This is a genomic window from Candidatus Methanoperedens sp., from assembly GCA_027460525.1.
Taxonomy (GTDB): Archaea; Halobacteriota; Methanosarcinia; order Methanosarcinales; family Methanoperedenaceae; genus Methanoperedens.
On sequence record JAPZAS010000021.1, the window covers coordinates 1 to 19,499 of the forward strand.

Below are 19,499 nucleotides of genomic sequence, written 5' to 3' on the forward strand. Positions count from 1 at the left end.
CATCGCCGCCGCAATCGCTCCAGGTGCGGAACTTCTCGACGATCCACGCACACAGTCCGGCCGGCGAGTCGTTCAATCCGTATGCCAGCGTCTGCGGCTTGGTGCCCTGAATCCACTGGTAGCCGGTCTCATGGGTGCGGAATTTTTCCAAGTCAGCCAGGAAAACTTTCTCTTCTGGCGTTAGCTCGGGAGCATTGCGGCCCTCGGCCGGGCCCACCGCAATCATGTTGAGATGAATCCCGTACACGCTCGCGGCGTGCACCTCGCCGATTCGCGACGTTATCGCCGCGCCCCAGTCCCCGCCCTGCACCGCATAACGATTGTAGCCGAGCACCTGCGTCATCAGCTTGTGAAAAATATCGGCCATCGCCTGGATATTCATCGCACGGGCACGCGCGTGATCTGAAAATCCATAGCCCGGAAGCGACGGCGCGATCACGGTGAACGAATCTTTCGCGTCGCCGCCGTGCGCCGCCGGATCGGTGAGCATCGGGATAATCTTCATGAACTCGTAAATCGATCCTGGCCATCCGTGAATCAGCAGCAGCGGCTTGGGATTCGGTCCCTTGCCTTTCTCGTGGATGAAATGAACGCCCAGCCCGTCGACACTTGCCTTGAAGTGCGCGAAGCGGTTGATCTCACGCTCGTTGGCGCGCCAGTCGTATTTTGTCCTCCAGTACTCAACCAGTTCCTTTACGTAGGCGAGATTGGCCCCATACTCCCACCCAGTATCGGGCACCTCGTCGGGAAACCGCGTCCGCGCCAGCCGCTCCCTGACGTCGGCAATCACCGCGTCGGGCACTTCGATACGAAACGGAACCGCCTTTCCATCTGCCATATTAGCTGGACCTCGGATTTTGGTCTCGGGATTACGCTCAAAGTGCTACAAGGAATCGTGTGATTTCGTCAACCCGATTTCCCGCGCTGGAGCACCCGCGCGCAATTGTATGCGGGGCTCGCGCCCCGCACCCCCGGCAGGGCACTGCCCTGCACCCTCTACGTCTCCTGTGTACCTTGTTACCCTCGCCCGCTTGCGGGAGAGGGAACGACGTCCGCGCCTAGGGTGAGGGTGCTTTCGGAAAGATGCGGGCTACGCCCTGTTAGGAAGTTAAGGCGCGAGGACGCGAATCCCCTCCAAGCGCAACCGCGTGGCACTATCCGAGGCGTAGCGAACGCGGAGTCGAGGGAAATCAAAAGTGCCGCGAGCCCCGCATACGATCGATCGCCTATGGTTGCTCGGCAGCCGCCGCGGTCTGCGACTCCGCGTAGCGCTTGAGCCCCCAAGTCGCCCACGTCCGCAGCTTCGGATCGGTCTCGTCGCGCAGGATGCAGCGGAATATCTTGGCGATGCGCCGCTGCGGCTTTTGAATCGCCAGCGTCAGCGCCGCGGTACGGCGCACCTTGATGCTCTTGTCCTCGCGCAGCCTTTCGGCAAGCAACGGCACCGCGTCGATCGGATTCTCACCGTTCTTGCATCGGTCGCAGCCGAGCGAATGCACCGCCGCCTTGCGAACCTTCAGCTTCGGATCGTGCAGCGTCAGCACCAGGCGCTGAAGCGATTCGACGTCCCAATTGTGGTCGAGAAACATCGCGCACCACTGTCTGACACGCCACTCGGAATGCGACAGGCCGGCGCGGATGTGCGGCAGCGCATCGTCGCCAGCTTTCTGCAACTCGGCCCACGCGGCATTCAGCGTCTCGCGGTTGGCAAGCTGTTCGACGTATCGCGAAATATTCTGTTTTTGCTCTGCCATTTTTTTCCTCCAGCCGCCAAATCCCGCGCCCGCAAACGAATTAACCCCGTGTTTGCCTGACCGGATATTCGGTCTGACGAACACGGGGTGTCCCCGTCTTCGCTCGGGCGATGCGCCGAATCTGTCGGCAGCAAGGCCCGGATATGTTTACGCCGCCGTGTCGGACGTCAGCGACCGCTGGTTTAGGGCGGCCGTCTTCCCTCGCGGCACGGTCGGCACGTCGATCATATCGACCCGACGCTCAGTGTCAACACTGCGCCTACGCGCAATTATCAATGGACTTCGAGCGCAAGCGGTGATGCCGCCGTGTCGGACGTCGGCGTGACGCTTTTTTAGGGCGCCACGTCTTCCCTCGCGGCACGGTCGGCATACCGATCATAGTACCGCGCGATATGCAGTCAACATGTGAAATCAAAGTTCGCGCGGCGGGCTATTTCTTCGCGAGCGCTTCCTTCGCGAGTTCGCTGGCTGTCTTGCCGTCCAGGCTGGCGCCGAACTTTTCGCGCAGGGCCTTCATGATAGCGCCCATCTGAGACGCGCCACCCGCCATCGCCGCCGCAATTTCGGCACGCACTTGATCGGGCGATGCCGTCGCGGGCAAATACGACTCGAGAATCCTCGCTTCGATCTCATTCTGCTCGATCAAATCGACGCGCGCCGCCTTGCGCGCGAACTCCAGCGACTCTTCGCGCTTGGCCCGTTCGCGTTTGAAGATTTGCAGAATCTCGTCCGTGGTCGCTTCGGTGTTGGGCGCCCGCTTCTCGGCTTTTTCGAGCCTCGAAATCTCCGTCATCACTCCGCGCAGCGTCATCGTGCGCAGCTTGTCGCCGCTTTTCATCGCGGCCTTCAAATCATCCTGTATTTTTTGTTTCACAATTTGGATTTCTGTTTCGCGATGATTGCAGCGCGACGCGGCCCGCGAATTCGCGAGCCGGAGTCCGCCGCCGTCCTAGTATGAGTACCGGCGGCTGTTTCGGCGTCCGGCTACTTTTTCTTCGCCGGCGCCGCGGCTTCGGCGGCGCCCGGAGCGGCCGCGACCCCACGTAAGTATGGGTATAGGAAAGCACGTAGCTTATATCAGGATGCCGGATTTTATAAATTGCTGGGCTGTCGAATGAAAAATCCGCGTTTGTCACAACTGCCTCGATTGTCCGGGCGCCGGCATCAACTCCACGAAGACATGGGGCAATCTCCTCCCAGTCCCGCACGTACAGGAGGTCAAAATATGTTTCTCCCACCATGCCCCTGTTCCCCTTCCTCTTTTCATGAGTCAGGAATTCATCGAAAGATAGCTCAGGCTTGCGTTTCTTATAGATTTCATGCCACATCTGGTCGCTTATCTCTGCTATGGGATTTTTTTCCTTCTTTGCACGCGCAATAATATCCCTGGCTTTGAACCATGAACGTCCATACACAATGAAATCAATGTCCGACGACTCGTTTTCCAGACCTGCAAGAAGCGACCCCGTAACTCCCATTTTATCAGGCGGGATAGAGCTAAGTGTGCTCACAATAGCCCTGACTTTGCTGTTTTCCGCTGCCACCAGCGCCAGCCCACTGCTGGGCGCAAGTACCTGCCTGACACAATCCCACGGAACTATATGGACGTCGCTCACCCATTCAGGGCGCGCTGCTTTCATAAACTCAAATGCAGCATCAAAATCCAGTTTGCGGTATTTTTTATGTTTCCCCCTTTCACCCATGGCATCAGGCACGTACCTGAGAATCGAGCGTACTCCCTTTTCATGGCAGTAGTCTGCCACTGCAAATATCCAGTCATCGTGTGTAATTATAAAATCCCGGAGGCGGGTTCTTGGCATCGATTACTCTACGGAATCGGATTTATATAAAGAGTACGCATATCGCATCTGATTTTATTTAATTTTAGCAAAGTTTTATATATCGTAAGGATAATTATCAAACAAGATTAAAGCTGTTTTAAGCGGCATTTACAGCAGTAAAGGTTTGACTATTTCTGCAGTTATGTTTGCCCCGACAGATGATAATCGAACGTTAAGGATGTGTAATAGTGAAAGAATTTCAGGAAAGAATTGCTCCGGTAAAAGCCGGGGAAACGTATGATGTATCGATAGACGACCTAGCAAAAGAAGGCGACGGTATCGCCAGGATAGAGGGCTTTGTTATCTTTGTGCCTGCAACAAAAGTAGGCGATAAGGTCAAGATCAAGGTAAACAAAGTAATGCGGAAATTCGCAATCGCCGAGAAAGTAGAAGCCTAAACAATTATTTTTCTTATTTTTCTATCTTAATTATTAATTTTTTGCATTATTTTTCTTGATATCATTAAAAAAATTCATAAGAGAATACTTCACGTTTTCGGGCTTGACATCGATTATCTCTTCCCGTTCTGTTTCCGGAAAGATATTGAATACGGAATATTTCCCCAGTTTCTTAGCCGATGAAGAGGTGTATCGCCCGTCAAGCAGCACTCTGACACCAAAGTCCTGAGGTGAACGCACCACCCTGCCGAGCGCCTGCCGTACTTTTCTAATTGTGGGGATCTCAATCGCATAATCCCAGCCGTGCCCGAACTCTGCCTCGTACGCAGCCTCGATTGCCCTCGTCCTATCGCTCAAAGCCGGATATCCCACGCCCACGATAACCACGGTTCTCCCCCTTCCATTCTTATAGTCCACACCTTCGGTGAGGGTTCCCCACATATATGATATGAGCACAGCCTTTTTGCCATTTTCCCCTATCCTGAAGAACTCATCCCTGATGGTCTGCGCCGAAACGCCAACCTCGTCGAGGAAAACGGGAACACTGCATTTAAGCCTGCTTTTGTACAGCAGAGCCTCATTGAAGCTCGGAAAAAATATGAGCACATTGCCATCCGACTGCTCAATTATATCGCCCAGAACTTTGGTGACAAGCTCCTTTGTCTGTGGCATATCCCTGTCCTTGGCAAAAAGAGGCGGAACCGAGACTGCAATGGTCTGTCGTCTTTCTCTTGGAAAGCACAGACCAAACGCCAGTTCACTGGTTTCGCGCGCTATGCCAAGAGTGGTCTTGATGGTCGCAAACGGCGCAAGCGTGGCTGACATTAATACTGCTGCATGGAGAGAATTAAATAGCGGCGCAGTTACGTTTTTTGGGATGCAGGTGAATAATTCAAGCCGTCCGTAAATTTCATTGTTCAGGCGCCGCACACCCAGAACAGGGTAATATCCCATATCGTTTGAAAATTTAAAGTAATTCGAAAGGAAACCTGCTGTAGCAAGGCTGCTGGATATTTTTTTGACGGGGCTTTTTCCTTCCATGAATTGCTTCTCGTAAAACGCATCAATAGTCGCCCCGAAACTCCGTATATGTTCTATTGTCTCCTCGGTTTTCTTAATCCCTGCTCCGTCCAATGCCCGCAGAAGTCGAGCCCTGAACATATCCATCCTTTCTTCTGGGTCTGATATTCGAAGGTCGTGCCACTCCTTGCCAATCCTTTCCCGTTCACCGAATTTCTTATCGAGGATGTAGTTATATGTCGATTTCAGGGTATCAAGAAAGACGCGCAAAAACGTTTCAACTTCCTGCGAGGGGAGAGTGTCCCTGTTCGCTTCAACCTCATCGAGCGCCCTGTTTATGGTAAGTTCTGAAAGTTTCATGGACGAATGAGAGCGCGCTGCGGATTCAATATTATGGGCTTCATCAAAAATTGCAATAATATCCGCCAGGCTTTTATCCATCCACCCCAGCACATTGGTGCGGATATCCTCATCAAGAAAATGATGATAATTGCATATCAAAAGGTCGGCTTCTTTCATAAACCTTTTAAGTAATTCGTACCCGCAAGCTTTATGTGATAATGCCCACTCAGCGACTTCTTCCGGAGTGCGCACACCGGAAAAAAGCCATGTACGGAACTCTTCATTGTCGCCCTTTAGCAGTTCAAGCAGCATATCGCATGAATTTTTCCTCTGCTCATGGAGATGCCGCTCTTCTTTATCGAACTCAATACTGAGTTCCCTTTGAAGTTCGATTAACCCCGAATCTTTGACTCGCTTCAGTTTGTCCTTGACGGATTTTATTTCGGTTTTCAATTGCCCGAAGTCTTTCTCCTGCTCGATCAGTTTATACGTATTATCCCGAAGCAAACTGCATGTGTCGTAATCCATATTCGGCTTCGGGCACATCAGCATTTTACCTTTGAGCACTATCACTTTAATATCGGTTTGTTTTTTTATTTCCCTTGCCTCTTCTATGAACTGAGCCATCTGCTGGTGGACGTTGGTGGCGATAACCACGGTCTTTTTCTCTGTTTTCGCAATATGAAGGGCTGGTGTAAGCGCGCTCAGCGTCTTCCCTGTACCGCACGCTCCTTCAAACAATGCGACCTGTTTCTTTATTAAAGCCTCGTGTATGGCATCCATCGCTTCCAGTTGGTTTGGATAGTATGAGCTCTTCGGAAAGTAGTGCAGGTAGTCCTTTTTCATCAGCAACTATACGATGCAGGCATGATATAAACAGTACGATAGGTTATTCGAGCACTCCAGTACTAATTAAGTAGTACTAAATTAGCACCACTATATATATTGGTGTTACTACTTTTTAATTTAAAAATGGATAGTGCTAAAAAACAGGGGGAAACTATGAATTCAATGGCTGTGGTGAGAGCTGATGACGTATCAAAAGTTAAAATAGCTCTCTGCGATCTGGTGAGATACGGACATATGACTTTTGCAGATAGTGCAAGAAAACTGGAACCCACTTTTGCAGATAATATTCTCGTACACATAATGAAAAGCCCGCTCAGGGCAAGCTGTTCGGCTGCGGCCATAGTGCCGCTTGAGGATCAGGCAAGCATTGCAATCGGGAGGCTTAGGAAAATCCATCCGCCTGCCCATGTGATTATCGTAAGCCCAAGGCATGAAATATACCACGAACTGGTTAACTATGTGGACATATTGCCTGAGATAGACCTGATGCTTGAGCCCTGGGCTGAGCCTGAGCAGGTTCTGCAGGCAGCCGAAGCCCAGGTTTAACCTGGCTCGTTTTAGTTTTTACGTTTTTCCGGTTTTGTGAATCGAACAAAATCACATACTTTTTAAACATGGAAGTAAAAAGAAGAGACCATGACATTAAAAGTAACCTTGATAACAGGAAGAACAATCAGCCAGGGAGTAAATCTTGAAAACAAGACCTCTTCTGATTATATGGAAGCAACCGCTTCCTGTGAATTGAATTCAAAGGATATAGAGCTCTTGGGTAAACCAAAGTATGTGAGGGTTAAAACGGAATACGGGGAAGTGATTGTGAAGTTAAAAGAGAACGACGCCAATCCGGACAGCATCGCATTCATCCCGATGGGCCCATGGGCAAATGCTGTTGTCGACCCCGACACCAAAGGCTGCGGGATGCCAGGATTCAAAGGAATCCCTGCTGAAATCGAAGCTACGGAGGATAAAGTACTGTTATTGAAAGAACTGATGGCGAGGTATAAGTAATGAAAGTAATAACCGACGCGCTCTGCCCTTTTTGCGGCTGTCTGTGCGATGACATCACAGTGGTTGTAGAGGATAACAAGATAATTGAAGCAAAACATGCCTGCATGCTGGGCTCTGCAAAAATACTGGGGCACTGCAGGCTTGGCGGGACAAACATAGAGACGCACCACACCATAAAAGAACCCATGACCAGAGCAGATAAAAATGCGAATTTCAGGGAAGTATCCTATGATGAAGCCATCAACGAAGCGGCAGGGATACTTGCCAAATCAAAGAGACCTCTTCTGTACGGCTGGGCTTCTGCATCATGCGAAGTCCATAAAAAAGGCCTCCTTTTAGCCGAAGAACTTGGTGCGATAGTAGACAATACAGCATCTGTATGCCACGGTCCAACAGGGCTTGCGACCCATGAAAAGGGCGCCCCGTCTGCCACACTGGGACAGATAAAGAACCGCGCTGATGTTATCGTGTTCTGGGGCTGCAATCCTGTGCAGGCACATCCAAGGCACATGGGACGTTATTCGACTTTTGCACGGGGATTTTTTTCGGAAAAGGGAAGAAAGGGACGCAAGATTATCGTAGTGGATGTACGGAAGACCGACACTGCAAAAATGGCTGATGAATATGTGGAAGTACAGCAGGGCAGTGATTATCTGGTTCTATCGGCGCTGCGCGCCATACTTTCAGGACATGCTGATGTCGTGCCTGAGACTGTGGGCGGCGTTTCGAAGGCTTCACTTGTAAAGGTTGTGGAGACATTAAAGACAGCCAATTTCGGTGCGATATTTTTCGGCATGGGACTCACCCAGAGCAAATCCAGGTATAAGAACATCGACAATGCCGTTTCGCTGACCTTTGAATTGAACTCGTTTACAAAATATGTAATCATGCCCATGCGCGGGCACTACAACGTGACGGGTTTCAACCAGGTGTGCACATGGGAAACGGGTTTCACAACGGCAGTGGATTTTTCGCGCGGGATACCCTATTATAATCCAGGCGAGACAGCAGCCAATGACGTGCTTTACAGGAATGAAGTGGATGCCGCGATGATTATAGCTGCCGACGCTGCTGCGCATTTCCCTGCAAATTCGGTGCGCCAGCTTGCAAAGGTACCTTTAGTTCAGATCGACCCCCACTGGAGCGCCACAACAGAGATAGCCAATGTGGTTATACCCACAGCCATCTGCGGTATTGAAGTGGAAGGAACAGCGTACAGGATGGACGGCGTTTCCTTGCGCCTTCGAAAGATGATAGAACCAACGCATATGACAGATGAAGAGGTGCTGGAAAGAATAACCCAGCGTGTAAGAGAGCTGCGGGGTGAGTGACATGGAACTTCTAATAAAGAACGGTGCTGTTTACGACCCGATTAATGGTATTGCAGGCGACAAGACCGATATCTCAATTAAAGACGGGAAAATCGTGGAAAAAGTGAGCAGCAGTGCTTCAGTAATCGATGCGGGCGGAAGGCTTGTCATGCCCGGGGGTGTTGATGCCCACTCTCATATAGCAGGCGCAAAAGTGAATCTGGGCAGGCTGATGCGCCCCGAGGATTCACGAATAGGATTAAAACCCAGAACAAAAGTAACCAGGGTATATTCGGGATATACAGTTCCGAATGTCTATGCCATGGGATACCGCTATGCTCAGATGGGCTATACCACGGTTTTCGAGGCTGCGCAGGCAATCATGAAGGCGCGCCATACCCATGAGGAGCTGGAGGAGATCCCCATAATAGACAAAGGCGCGCTCACGCTGTTCGGGAGCAACTGGCCTACAATGGATTACGTTCGCGAGAAGAACCTTGACAAACTTGCAGCATATGTGGCATGGGGACTGCTTGCCTCCAGAGGCTTCGGTGTAAAGGTTGTGAATCCAGGCGGAGGAGAGATGTGGGGCTTTGGAAAGAACGTCACAAGCCTTGATGATGTAGTCCCGAATTTTGACGTCACGCCAGCACAGATAATCGTGTCGTTGATGAAAGCCAACGAGATGCTGGGGCTGCCGCATTCCGTGCACCTTCACTGCAACAATCTGGGAAAGCCGGGCAATTATAAGACCACGCTTGCGAGCATGGAACTGGCGAAGCAGGTCAAGCCCAGCAAGGAAAGGCAGGTGCTGCACGTCACGCATCTCACATTCAATGCATGGGGCGGAACGAATTGGGGCGACTTTGAATCCAAAGCAGATGAGATTGCGAATTACCTCAATAACAGTGAGAACGTGACAACCGATATGGGTCAGCTTATCTTCGGCAGCGCAACGACCATGACTGCCGACGGTCCTGTGCAGTATGCCAATGCAAAATTGCTGCATGCCAAGTGGGGCAACGGCGATGTAGAGCTTGAGGACGCCTCGGGTGTTGTTCCCATCTTTTATGCCAGGCAAATCTCCATTCATGCCATCATGTGGGCGATAGGGCTTGAACTTGCGCTGCTCACGAAAGACCCGTATAAGGTCTTATTAACCACTGACCATCCAAACGGCGGACCATTCGTGAACTATCCCGAGGTCATAGCCCTTCTCATGAGCAATAAGAAACGGCAGGAAGAAATAAAGACCCTTCACGAGGCGGTTCATAAAAGGACAAAAATACCCGGGATTACGCGGGAGCTTGACTTCAACGACATAGCGATAATGACAAGGGGAGGTCCGGCAAAAGTGCTCGGGCTTCTTGAATCAAAAGGGCATCTCGGAGTTGGCGCGGACGCAGATGTTTCCATATACGACATTTTACCCGACCAGATAGACCCGTCAGTGGAGCACGCAAGGATAAAGAGCGCTTTCTCATCAGCAGCCTATACGCTCAAGGGCGGTGAGGTTGTGGTGAAAGATGGGCAGGTTGTGGCTACACCCATGGGCAGGACTTTCTGGGTAAATGCCTCTGTGCCTGAGCAGTACATGAATGAAGTTATGAAGGATATGGAAATGAAATTCCGAAATTACTACTCCATACAACTTGCAAATTATATGGTACAGGATGCATATGTCACGCATCCGAGAGTGGTCAGGGCTGGTGTCGCCCCTGTGATGGCGGAGGTGGAGTGAATGCAGGAAGTTTTTTTAAAGCCGAAGGCGGAATTTAAGATTTCAGTCGAGGCTGAGAACATTTCTCCTGACAAGTTCGCAGGCAGGACGGAAAAAGAGATACAATCCCTGGAAGCCTGGATGGGAAATCATAAAACCACGCTCGGAGAGCTGTTCTCGGTTAATGTGAATGGAACAGGAGCGGCAGCAGATACAAAAATAATTATGGAAGGTGACTTCTCGCGCGTCAAAAGAATCGGAGAAGGTATGACAGCGGGTCTCGTCACGATCAAAGGCAATGTTGATATGCATCTTGGCTCGAAGATGAGCGGCGGTAAAATATCAGTGGCGGGAAATGCAGACTCATGGGCTGGCAGGGAGATGAAAGGCGGGGAAATCATAATCGAAGGAAATGCAGGCTACTACCTCGGAGCAGGATACCGGGGCGAGACGTGCGGTATGCGCGGAGGCAAAATCACGGTTTCAGGAAATGCCCTTGACTTTCTTGGGGAACATATGTGCGGGGGTGAAATTGTTGTGAAAGGTAATGCAGGAATACTCCCGGGATTGAGCAACAACGGGGGAAAAATCGTAATCGAGGGCAGCACCTCCCGACCGGGAAGCGAGATGGCAAAAGGCACAATAATTGCCGGCAGGGTGGAGGAAATGATGCCTGTGTTCAAGCTTGAAGGAACGGAAGCTTTGGACGGAGTTATGTACAGGAAATACGTGGGCGACGTAATAGTAAATGGAAAAGGCATGCTGTATGTGAAGGAATGAAAGCTGAAACGGTTATTTATTTAATTGTTTTAGTGGTAATCGGGCTTGTAATCGGCATATTTTTCTCTATTTATTCGCCTAATAGATCTTCCCTCGAAGAATCAAAAGTTGAATCATCTTCAGCTGGAACGCAGACAAAAGATATACAAACCTCGAATTTCACCGCTCTGATCTCGGCTGGACAGAATATATGCGAAGGCTGCCATCTTTCAGGAAAGAAATACATTCCACAGGCATACGAGGTAAAACAGCATGTGGATGGGGGCGCCTATTGCCTTAAGTGCCATAAAATCGACCACAATATCCATCCTATCAACAAAAATGTTACATGCGAGCGATGCCATGGACCTACAAGCCCGAAGGTTCCTGAATTTAGAAATGGTACCATAGTATGTGCAGAGTGTCATGATTTTCCAGACCCGCTAAAACCGAGTAATGACAATCTTATAGTAATACACCGTCCAAGAAATGTGGATTGCATCAGCTGCCATTTAGACTCCTTCGAATCGTGTTTTAAGTGCCATAATGAAATCAAGAACGATACAAGGTGGGAAACAAGGCTCACCCATTTCAACACACTTCTGAAGACATTGCAGTAACCGCAAAATTTATATTCAATGAACATAATTGTACATCAGAGTACTAAAATGTACAGTAAGATAATTTATGCACCCGACAATCAATGAAATACTCAGATTAACAAGAAAGAGGATTCTGCCTCTTAGAAATGAGGAAAAAAAGGTTATAGCCTCGAGGAATTTCCACGACATCATAAAAGCCAGAAAACAACAAAACCTGATTCCTGTGATCGCAGAGGTAAAACCCTCCTCGCCTGCACAATTTATCAGAAACGTAACCCCAAAGGATGCGGCGCAAATCGCAAGAGAAATGGAAGCTGGCGGTGCTTCCGCTATTTCCGTGCTCACAGAACCGCAATTTTTTAAGGGAAGCATCGAAAACCTGGTCTCGGTGCGGCAGGCTGTAAGCGTTCCTGTGCTGCGAAAAGACTTCATCATCGATAAAGCACAGATTTGTGAAGCAGATAGCGATCTGATACTGCTCATCGCAGGGATCCTTGGTGATAAATTGAATGACTTCGTGGACGAGTCCATGTCCTGCGGCCGTGAGCCTCTGGTAGAAGTTCATAACAAGAAGGAAGTGGAAAGTGCCCTTTCCACGCACACCGGCATCATCGGGATAAACAACCGCGATCTGGACACATTAGAGGTGGACATAACAACTACGGAAAAACTGGCGCCGCTCATCAGCGACAGGATAATTATCAGCGAAAGCGGAATATCCACCCCTGAAGAAGCGGTCCGAATGATAGACGCAGGGGTGGATGCTGTTCTCATCGGAACATCCATCATGCAGGGAAATATTTACGATAAAACATACGAGTTAGTACACGCATTGAACAGTCCAGATGAAAAAATAAAAACCGCAGATAAACACAGATGAACGCAGATGTCCACCTGTCGGGAATAAAACTATGAAACAGGAACTCAAATCAGCAAAATTCGGCAGATACGGCGGGCAGTTCGTGCCCGAAGTACTGATGCCAGCCCTTGAAGAGCTGGCGGAACAATATGAAAAATACAGGGACGACCCTGTTTTCAATGAGGAATTGAATTATTATCTCAGGGATTTCGCAGGGCGCCCCTCGCCGTTATATTACGCCAGACGACTGAGCAAAGAGTACGGTGTCAAGATTTATTTAAAGCGCGAGGACCTTATCCACGGCGGAGCCCATAAACTGAACAACACGCTCGGGCAGGCGCTCCTTGCCAGATATATGGGGAAAAAAAGGATTATCGCTGAGACTGGTGCGGGTCAGCATGGAACCGCATGCGCAATGGCTGGTGCAACCTTCGGCATAAAAACCGAGGTTTACATGGGCGCCAAGGATACGCAGCGCCAGCGAATGAACGTTTACAGGATGGAATTGATGGGCACAAAAGTAATACCTGTGAAAAGCGGCTCGAAGACCTTGAAAGACGCCATCAACGAGGCAATGCGTGACTGGGTCGCCAATGTCGAGACCACGCATTACATGATAGGTTCTGTCGTGGGTCCGCATCCTTTTCCAACCATCGTGCGCAACTTCCAGAGCGTCATAGGAAAAGAGGTGCGCACGCAGATAATGGAGAAGGAAGGAAGATTCCCGGATTCCATCGTGGCATGTACGGGCGGAGGCAGCAATGCCATGGGAATTTTTTACCCTTTCATAGAGGATGACGTTTTGCTTTTTGCAGTCGAGGCAGGGGGAAGCGGAATGAAGACCACGGATAAGGAGGCGCTGCATTCAGCATCCCTGTGCGCAGGCGAAGAAGGGATACTCCACGGCATGCGCACCAAAGTGCTTCAGAATAAGTATGGGCAGATACTGGAGTCAAGCTCGATAGCAGCCGGGCTGGATTATGCGGGCGTTGGTCCAGAGCTTGCCTACCTTGCGGAGATCGGAAGGATTAAACCCAGAAATTCAATGGATAGCGAGGCACTTGGGGCATTCCACGACCTGTGCAGGCTTGAAGGCATAATACCTGCCCTTGAGTCCTCGCATGCGATAGCGTATGTGAAAAAGGCGGCAGCATCGGGAGAACTGGGAGACGTTGTGGTGATAAACATTTCAGGCAGAGGCGACAAGGACCTGGAGACCGTGCTGGGTGTTAAGCAATGAAGATTGGTGAAAAATTCGGGGAATTGAAAAAGAAAAAAGAAGGGGCTTTGATCGCTTATATCTGCGCAGGAGACCCGACTCCAGAGAAAACAAAAGAGTACGTAGAGGCACTTGTAAGAGGCGGCGCCGATATTGTGGAACTTGGGCTTCCTTTCTCAGACCCTGTGGCTGACGGTCCCACCATCCAGGCAGGGCTTGAGCGGGCGCTCAACGGCGGGATGACGCCTGATATTTATTTTGAGACCGCCGGCTCACTTTCCGTAAACACACCTCTTGTGGTGATGACCTACTATAACCTCATATTCAGAAGAGGGCTTGAGAAATTCGTAAAAGACTGCGTATCTTCGGGTATATCTAGCATAATAGTCCCCGACCTTCCCGCAGAGGAATCGGGGGAGCTTGCGGCTTTCTGCAAGAAACACGGTGTTGATCTCATTTTCCTCGTTGCTCCAACGACCACGGAATCCAGGATGAAGCGGATTCTGGCGCAGGGGACGGGTTTTATCTATCTTGTGGCGCGCCTCGGCGTCACAGGGGCGCGGGCTGATGTTGCGGGCTCGACGCGCGAGTTGATTAAAAGGGTGAAGACCACGACGCCGAAGGCTGTGGGATTTGGGATCTCAAACGGCAAGCAAGCTGCCGAAATCATGCGTGCCGGCGCTGACGGGGTGATTGTGGGCTCAGCGTTCGTGGATATTATTGCGAGCGGCAATAACGCTGCGGAGAGGCTTGAGGCGCTGGCGAGGGAGTTGAAAGAAGGGATAAGGGCGGCGCGGGGGAGTAAATTTCTTCGATGAGTTTATGGTACTTTTGGCAGGAAATATTATATAACACATTCAGATATAGTATCTATTAAAACGGATACCAACGAGGAAACCACAATGCAAACCGTTCACGCAATTTACAAAGGAAAAACCTTCCACCTAAAACAACCACTGGATTTAAAACCCGGTCAGGAAGTGGAACTTATAATAAAAGAGTTGGAGCCTGCCGAAAAAGACCCGTCATTTGACTTAGCCTTCTTAGCCGTTGAAACAGGAGTATCCGACCTTGCTGTAGAACACAACCATTACCTGTACGGCACTCCAAAGCGCGGTAAAAAGAATGCCAAGTAAGGTTTGCTACGTAGATGCTGTCTGTTGGATTTGCGCTTTTAAATAAAACCGAACTGATTCACCAGCCATCCCGCCAAATAGCAAAAGGTAAATACGTTGTGTTATAATCTAAGCGAGTTCTTTGAGAGGAGATTATAGATGGAATTAATCAATGAAAAAACCATAGAAGCATACGTTAAAAACGTCACTTTAAAACAGATGCTCATAATTCCTTCAATACTGCTTATATTATCACTCTCCATTCTGGCTTATACATACTATAAAACCGGTTCACCTGTGGAACTGGGAATGGAATTCAAAGGCGGAACGGCGATAATTTTCGACAGCCCAAAAACCCCTGACCAGTTAAAAGAGGAGTATTCCGCATATCCTGGGGTCGAGGTAAGAGAATACAGCGCCGGAAACCGTAAAATAATGGAATTCAGTCCGATGGATCCAACGTTAAAAGATGATCTCATCAAAAAAGTCAAATCTGAAACTACCAACCCGGATACTGTTCAAATAAATGATATGGGAGCACAATTCAGCCAATCGCTGCAGTACCAGACAGTTCGAGCCATAATTATTGCGTTCATATTCATGGCAGTCGTGATTTTCATAATCTACAGAACGTTTGTCCCCTCCATTGCAGTAGTGATTTCAGCGTTTGCCGATATCACCTTCGCAGCCGCAATGACGGATGTATTCGGTATATTCCTGTCCCTTGGAACTGTTGCGGCTCTCCTGATGCTTATCGGTTATTCCGTGGATACGGACATACTCCTGACCACACGCCTCCTCAAACGCAAGGGCGAGCTAAACGATAAGTTAAAGGATGCCATGATAACAGGACTGACCATGACATCAACTGCGCTCGCAGCTCTTATTGCCATGTTCTTTGTATCATCAGGTCTTGTAATATCATTCACACGCATTGATATAATAAGGGATATCTCTGCAGTCCTCATTTTCGGCTTGATTGCAGATATTATAAACACATGGATGACAAATGCCGGGATTTTGAGATGGTATGCAGGGAAAATCCAGCGAGTTGAAAAGCGAATCGAGAAACCAAAAAAGAAGAGGCAGAGAGCATGACCGATGAAGCACCTTTTTATAAAAACTTTCGCGTTGTACTGCTCATACTGGTAATTCTGGGCTCTATTGCCTCCATAGCAACATTTCATTTAAATTACGGTATCGACCTGGATGGCGGTTCATGGCTGCAGGTGCAACTGCAGGGAGCCGTTGCACAGGTTGACGCAGATGAGGGAAAAATAATCCAGGCTGAATTTGGAAGACTTCTTAATGACACGTCAATAAAAATCGATAGCGTATTTGCTGGTTCTGTCACCTTTACCACATCAAAGGACACCACAAAAAAAACCATTGATTCATTTGGATTTGGCATATCCAACGTATCAAGCGCACCCGGCGGCGGTACCATGGTGACGCTGCAAACAACCAAGAACGTTCTAATCCAGCAGTATCTGAAGGACAGTCTGAATGCAGACGTACAAGAAATCCCAACCAGTCCGGGCAGACCCCTGACTTATGAAATAAGAACAGCTGTAACCCAGGATTCATTAAATGCTAATTTAACGCTTGTTGGTGGAAAGGTCATCCCGCCTTTCAAGCTCGGCGTGACCCCGGCAACAAGGGATGAGACCGCAAAGAGACTGGCTGAGAAGCTTAACCCGATATCCCTTAAACAAATTACTATTACGCCAATCGGCGATAATTACCTGCTCATCGACCTGCCCGGCGTATCGATAGAAGAAGCAAGAAATCTTGCCCTTACGCCTGGGAAATTCGAAATCAGGATACAGGTCAGCGGTAACGTGACAGAACATGTCCTTTACGGCGACCAGATCGTAGGCGTGGGAGTACCGCAGCAAGAAAGCGGAACAGCATGGGGCGTGTCTTTTGAGCTCAGTGATGCCGGTGCGGCGGCGCTTCGGGATGCAGCGATAAAATATGGGGCAGTAGCCAACCCGAATGCTCATTACCTGAGCATGTACCTTGATAATAACCTTGTATTTAATGCACCTCTTGCTGCAGATCTTGCAAGGAACATACAGAGCGTGCCTGTGAAAAACATGATCGCAACTACAGGCACAGGGGATACCGGACAGACAAAAGCAAAAGAACTCCAGCTTCACCTGAGAGCCGGAGCGCTGCCCGTCAATGTGAATGAGGCAGGTTCGGGCACAGTCCCTGCACCGCTTGGGCAGAGATTTAAGGAACAGGTAGCAATTGCTGGAATAATTGCCCTGATACTGGTTGCGTTCGTTGTGGCATTGCGATATAAGCAGCCCAATATCATCGTCCCGATGCTTGCGACCTCCTTCAGCGAGATCATCATCATACTGGGATTTGCCTCGCTTCCTTTTATTGGACTGCAGCTTGACCTTGCGACCATCGCAGGCATAATTGCGGTTATAGGCACAGGCGTGGACCATCTAATAATCATAACGGATGAGGTGCTCGCCGGCGGTGCCATGCCGCCTGGGAAGGTATACCTATCACGCATCGCGAAGGCGTTCGCAATTATTTTTGCTGCCGCAGCCACGGTACTTGTGGCGATGTTGCCCCTCATACTGGCTATGGATTCCAGTGCGCTGCGGGGTTTTGCTGAAATCACCATAATAGGCGTGCTTATCGGTGTATTCATAGCGCGCCCTGCGTATGCTGTCATTATCCAGGGCATGCTCGTGGAAGAACCTGGAAAAGAGTTTGTTGATGAGGATTGAGCATACAATTAAATGATAACAGAGCTAATCATTACCTGCGAGGTTAGTTCATGAAGACAAGAGTTTTAATAATGGGTGCGGCAGGTCGGGATTTCCACAACTTCAATGTATTTTTCAGGGATAACAGGGATTACGAGGTGGTGGCCTTCACGGCTGCACAGATTCCTGGAATCGCAGGGCGCGTCTATCCCAGGGAGCTGGCGGGTTCGCTGTACGAGGGAGGCATACCGATATACCCGGAAGAGGAATTAACAGAACTCATAAAAAAATACGGCGTCGACCAGGTGGTTCTGGCTTATTCAGACCTGTCACACGAGACAGTTATGCACAAAGCCTCGCTTGTTCTGGCGGCAGGCGCTGATTTCAGGCTCATGGGGACGGGGAGCACCATGCTGGTGTCAAATAAGCCGGTTATTTCCGTATGCGCTGTGAGAACCGGCTCAGGGAAAAGCCCGACCTCGCAAAAACTTGTGGACATATTGAAAGCAAAGGGATGGAAAATAGTGGTGATACGCCATCCCATGCCGTATGGGGATTTAAGGAAGCAGGAATGCCAGAGGTTTGCTTCGATGGAAGATTGCATTAGCAATGAGTGCACCATCGAAGAGAGGGAAGAATACGAGCCTTATATCTGCTGCGGAACCGTGGTTTATAGCGGTGTTGATTTTAAGAAAATCCTGAGCAGGGTGGAAAAGGAAGCCGATATTATTATCTGGGACGGCGGGAACAACGACCTCCCTTTCTACAAGCCTGACCTCCATATTGTAGTGGCAGACCCGCACAGGGCTGGGCATGAGCTGACGTATTATCCCGGGGAGGTGAACGTGCGCCTTGCTGATGTGGTTATTGTAAACAAGGTGGATTCAGCCAGAGAAGAGGATGTGGAGCTGGTCATTAAGAACGTCAGATCAATAAATAATAAGGCTATAATCATAAAAGCTAATTCGGTTATAACTGCCGATAAACCTCTCCTGATAAAAGGGAAACGTGTTTTAGTGGTGGAAGATGGACCCACTCTAACGCACGGTGGGATGGCTTTCGGGGCAGGGATAATCGCTGCAAGTAAATACGGGGCTAAAGAAATTATCGACCCCCGCCCTCATGCTGTCGGCTCGATTTCAAAAATATACAGGGATTTTCCGCATCTTGGCGCTGTGCTTCCTGCCATGGGTTATAGCGTTGTCCAGATGAAAGAACTGGAGATGACCATAAATGCTGCGGACTGCGATGCTGTGATTGCAGGTACGCCCGTCGACCTCGGCGGGCTGCTGAAGCTTAATAAGCCTGTTGTCAGGGTGAGGTACAGGATTGAGGAAGTGGATGTTAAGCTGGAAGATATTGTTGATAAATGGTTGAAATCAAAAGAGATACGGAGCCGCATTAAATTATAAACGCGGATTTCGTAATCTGATATCATTATGAAACTCATCGTCTTATCTGATACTCATATCAGGAAAGGGCAGTCGCTGCTTGCGCTTCTTCCGCAAGACCTTATAACTATCATCAAAAGCTCGGATATCATCATCCATTCCGGGGATTTTGAAACTCTTGAATGTTATAAGGAACTTCGAGGCATGGGAAAGCTAGCAGCTGTACATGGAGATACCGACGTTCCTGAACTTGTGAGGATTCTTCCCGAGCGCAAGGTCATCAAGGTTGAAGGCGTGAGAATTGGTATAATCCACAAAGGACAGCTCACATCAGAGCATATGGACGGGCTGCGCTACCTCGCAAAAGAGATGGGTGTGGACGTGCTGATATTCGGGCATTTCCATCACCCGATCGTTGAAAAAACCGATGTATTGCTGCTCTCTCCTGGCAGCGCCACGGTTCCTGGGATTGCGGAGCCGAGCGCAATCGAGCTTGAAATAATAAAAAATACCGTAAAGGGGAAAATTATCAGATGCACAGGGGATGTGTGCAGTTATTTTGAATACAAAAAATCCTGAG

General features: G+C 49.4%; 20 protein-coding genes. 15 read left to right on the forward strand and 5 right to left on the reverse strand.

Annotation, left to right across the window (positions count from 1 at the left end; translation table 11 throughout):
- The 4 genes from O8C68_07835 to O8C68_07850 all read right to left on the reverse strand — a co-directional run.
- On the reverse strand, window positions 1–838 hold an 838-nt coding region (locus O8C68_07835), incomplete at its 3' end, for an epoxide hydrolase (GenBank protein MCZ7395711.1).
- Between the two features lie 388 nt (window positions 839–1,226).
- On the reverse strand, window positions 1,227–1,754 hold the full coding sequence (locus tag O8C68_07840) for a HEAT repeat domain-containing protein (protein MCZ7395712.1): 528 nt from the start codon (window positions 1,752–1,754) through the stop codon (window positions 1,227–1,229).
- A 430-nt stretch (window positions 1,755–2,184) separates the two neighbouring features.
- Complete coding sequence (locus tag O8C68_07845; GenBank protein MCZ7395713.1) at window positions 2,185–2,628, reverse strand: GatB/YqeY domain-containing protein; 444 nt, start codon at window positions 2,626–2,628, stop codon at window positions 2,185–2,187.
- Window positions 2,606–3,574 (reverse strand): nucleotidyltransferase domain-containing protein, encoded by a 969-nt coding sequence (locus O8C68_07850; protein ID MCZ7395714.1) that lies wholly within the window; start codon window positions 3,572–3,574, stop codon window positions 2,606–2,608. Before O8C68_07850 ends, O8C68_07845 begins: the two co-directional genes overlap by 23 nt.
- Before the next feature lie 209 nt (window positions 3,575–3,783).
- On the opposite strand from O8C68_07850, the gene O8C68_07855 reads away from it, so the two are divergent.
- Complete coding sequence (locus tag O8C68_07855) at window positions 3,784–3,993, forward strand: TRAM domain-containing protein (GenBank protein ID MCZ7395715.1); 210 nt, start codon at window positions 3,784–3,786, stop codon at window positions 3,991–3,993.
- Between the two features lie 33 nt (window positions 3,994–4,026).
- Here the strand turns inward: O8C68_07855 and O8C68_07860 are convergent, their stop codons facing one another.
- Entirely contained in the window at window positions 4,027–6,201 is a 2,175-nt protein-coding gene (locus O8C68_07860; GenBank protein MCZ7395716.1) for an ATP-dependent DNA helicase, read from the reverse strand.
- A 126-nt stretch (window positions 6,202–6,327) separates the two neighbouring features.
- Here O8C68_07860 and O8C68_07865 point away from each other — a divergent pair, with 126 nt between their 5' ends.
- The 14 genes from O8C68_07865 to O8C68_07930 all read left to right on the forward strand — a co-directional run bounded on the left by O8C68_07865 (window position 6,328) and on the right by O8C68_07930 (window position 19,498).
- Window positions 6,328–6,750: a DUF356 domain-containing protein gene (locus tag O8C68_07865; GenBank protein ID MCZ7395717.1), complete on the forward strand. Its 423-nt coding sequence runs from the start codon at window positions 6,328–6,330 to the stop codon at window positions 6,748–6,750.
- Window positions 6,751–6,840: 90 nt separating this feature from the next.
- The gene (locus O8C68_07870) at window positions 6,841–7,212 is read left to right on the forward strand and encodes a tRNA CCA-pyrophosphorylase (protein MCZ7395718.1); all 372 of its coding nucleotides are present in this window, start codon (window positions 6,841–6,843) and stop codon (window positions 7,210–7,212) included.
- Complete coding sequence (locus tag O8C68_07875; GenBank protein MCZ7395719.1) at window positions 7,212–8,543, forward strand: formylmethanofuran dehydrogenase subunit B; 1,332 nt, start codon at window positions 7,212–7,214, stop codon at window positions 8,541–8,543. The genes O8C68_07870 and O8C68_07875 overlap by 1 nt, the downstream gene beginning before the upstream one ends.
- 1 nt (window position 8,544) lies before the next feature.
- Window positions 8,545–10,263, forward strand: coding sequence for a formylmethanofuran dehydrogenase subunit A (locus tag O8C68_07880; GenBank protein ID MCZ7395720.1), 1,719 nt, complete (start codon window positions 8,545–8,547; stop codon window positions 10,261–10,263).
- Entirely contained in the window at window positions 10,264–11,022 is a 759-nt protein-coding gene (locus tag O8C68_07885; GenBank protein MCZ7395721.1) for a formylmethanofuran dehydrogenase subunit C, read from the forward strand. It begins immediately after the preceding gene.
- Window positions 11,019–11,621 (forward strand): cytochrome c3 family protein, encoded by a 603-nt coding sequence (locus tag O8C68_07890; protein MCZ7395722.1) that lies wholly within the window; start codon window positions 11,019–11,021, stop codon window positions 11,619–11,621. The genes O8C68_07885 and O8C68_07890 overlap by 4 nt, the downstream gene beginning before the upstream one ends.
- A gap of 67 nt (window positions 11,622–11,688) precedes the next feature.
- A complete protein-coding gene (locus tag O8C68_07895; protein MCZ7395723.1) occupies window positions 11,689–12,483 on the forward strand; it encodes an indole-3-glycerol-phosphate synthase in 795 nt (264 codons plus the stop codon).
- A 31-nt stretch (window positions 12,484–12,514) separates the two neighbouring features.
- A complete protein-coding gene (gene trpB, locus O8C68_07900; protein MCZ7395724.1) occupies window positions 12,515–13,702 on the forward strand; it encodes a tryptophan synthase subunit beta in 1,188 nt (395 codons plus the stop codon).
- On the forward strand, window positions 13,699–14,499 hold the full coding sequence (trpA, locus tag O8C68_07905) for a tryptophan synthase subunit alpha (GenBank protein MCZ7395725.1): 801 nt from the start codon (window positions 13,699–13,701) through the stop codon (window positions 14,497–14,499). Before trpB ends, trpA begins: the two co-directional genes overlap by 4 nt.
- A gap of 84 nt (window positions 14,500–14,583) precedes the next feature.
- Window positions 14,584–14,817: an antitoxin family protein gene (locus tag O8C68_07910; GenBank protein MCZ7395726.1), complete on the forward strand. Its 234-nt coding sequence runs from the start codon at window positions 14,584–14,586 to the stop codon at window positions 14,815–14,817.
- A gap of 138 nt (window positions 14,818–14,955) precedes the next feature.
- Entirely contained in the window at window positions 14,956–15,894 is a 939-nt protein-coding gene (locus O8C68_07915) for a protein translocase subunit SecF (GenBank protein MCZ7395727.1), read from the forward strand.
- A complete protein-coding gene (locus O8C68_07920) occupies window positions 15,891–17,549 on the forward strand; it encodes a preprotein translocase subunit SecD (protein ID MCZ7395728.1) in 1,659 nt (552 codons plus the stop codon). The genes O8C68_07915 and O8C68_07920 overlap by 4 nt, the downstream gene beginning before the upstream one ends.
- Window positions 17,550–17,599: 50 nt before the next feature.
- Complete coding sequence (locus tag O8C68_07925; GenBank protein MCZ7395729.1) at window positions 17,600–18,940, forward strand: cyclic 2,3-diphosphoglycerate synthase; 1,341 nt, start codon at window positions 17,600–17,602, stop codon at window positions 18,938–18,940.
- Window positions 18,941–18,967: 27 nt separating this feature from the next.
- The gene (locus O8C68_07930) at window positions 18,968–19,498 is read left to right on the forward strand and encodes a YfcE family phosphodiesterase (protein ID MCZ7395730.1); all 531 of its coding nucleotides are present in this window, start codon (window positions 18,968–18,970) and stop codon (window positions 19,496–19,498) included.
- Window position 19,499 lies beyond the last annotated feature (1 nt).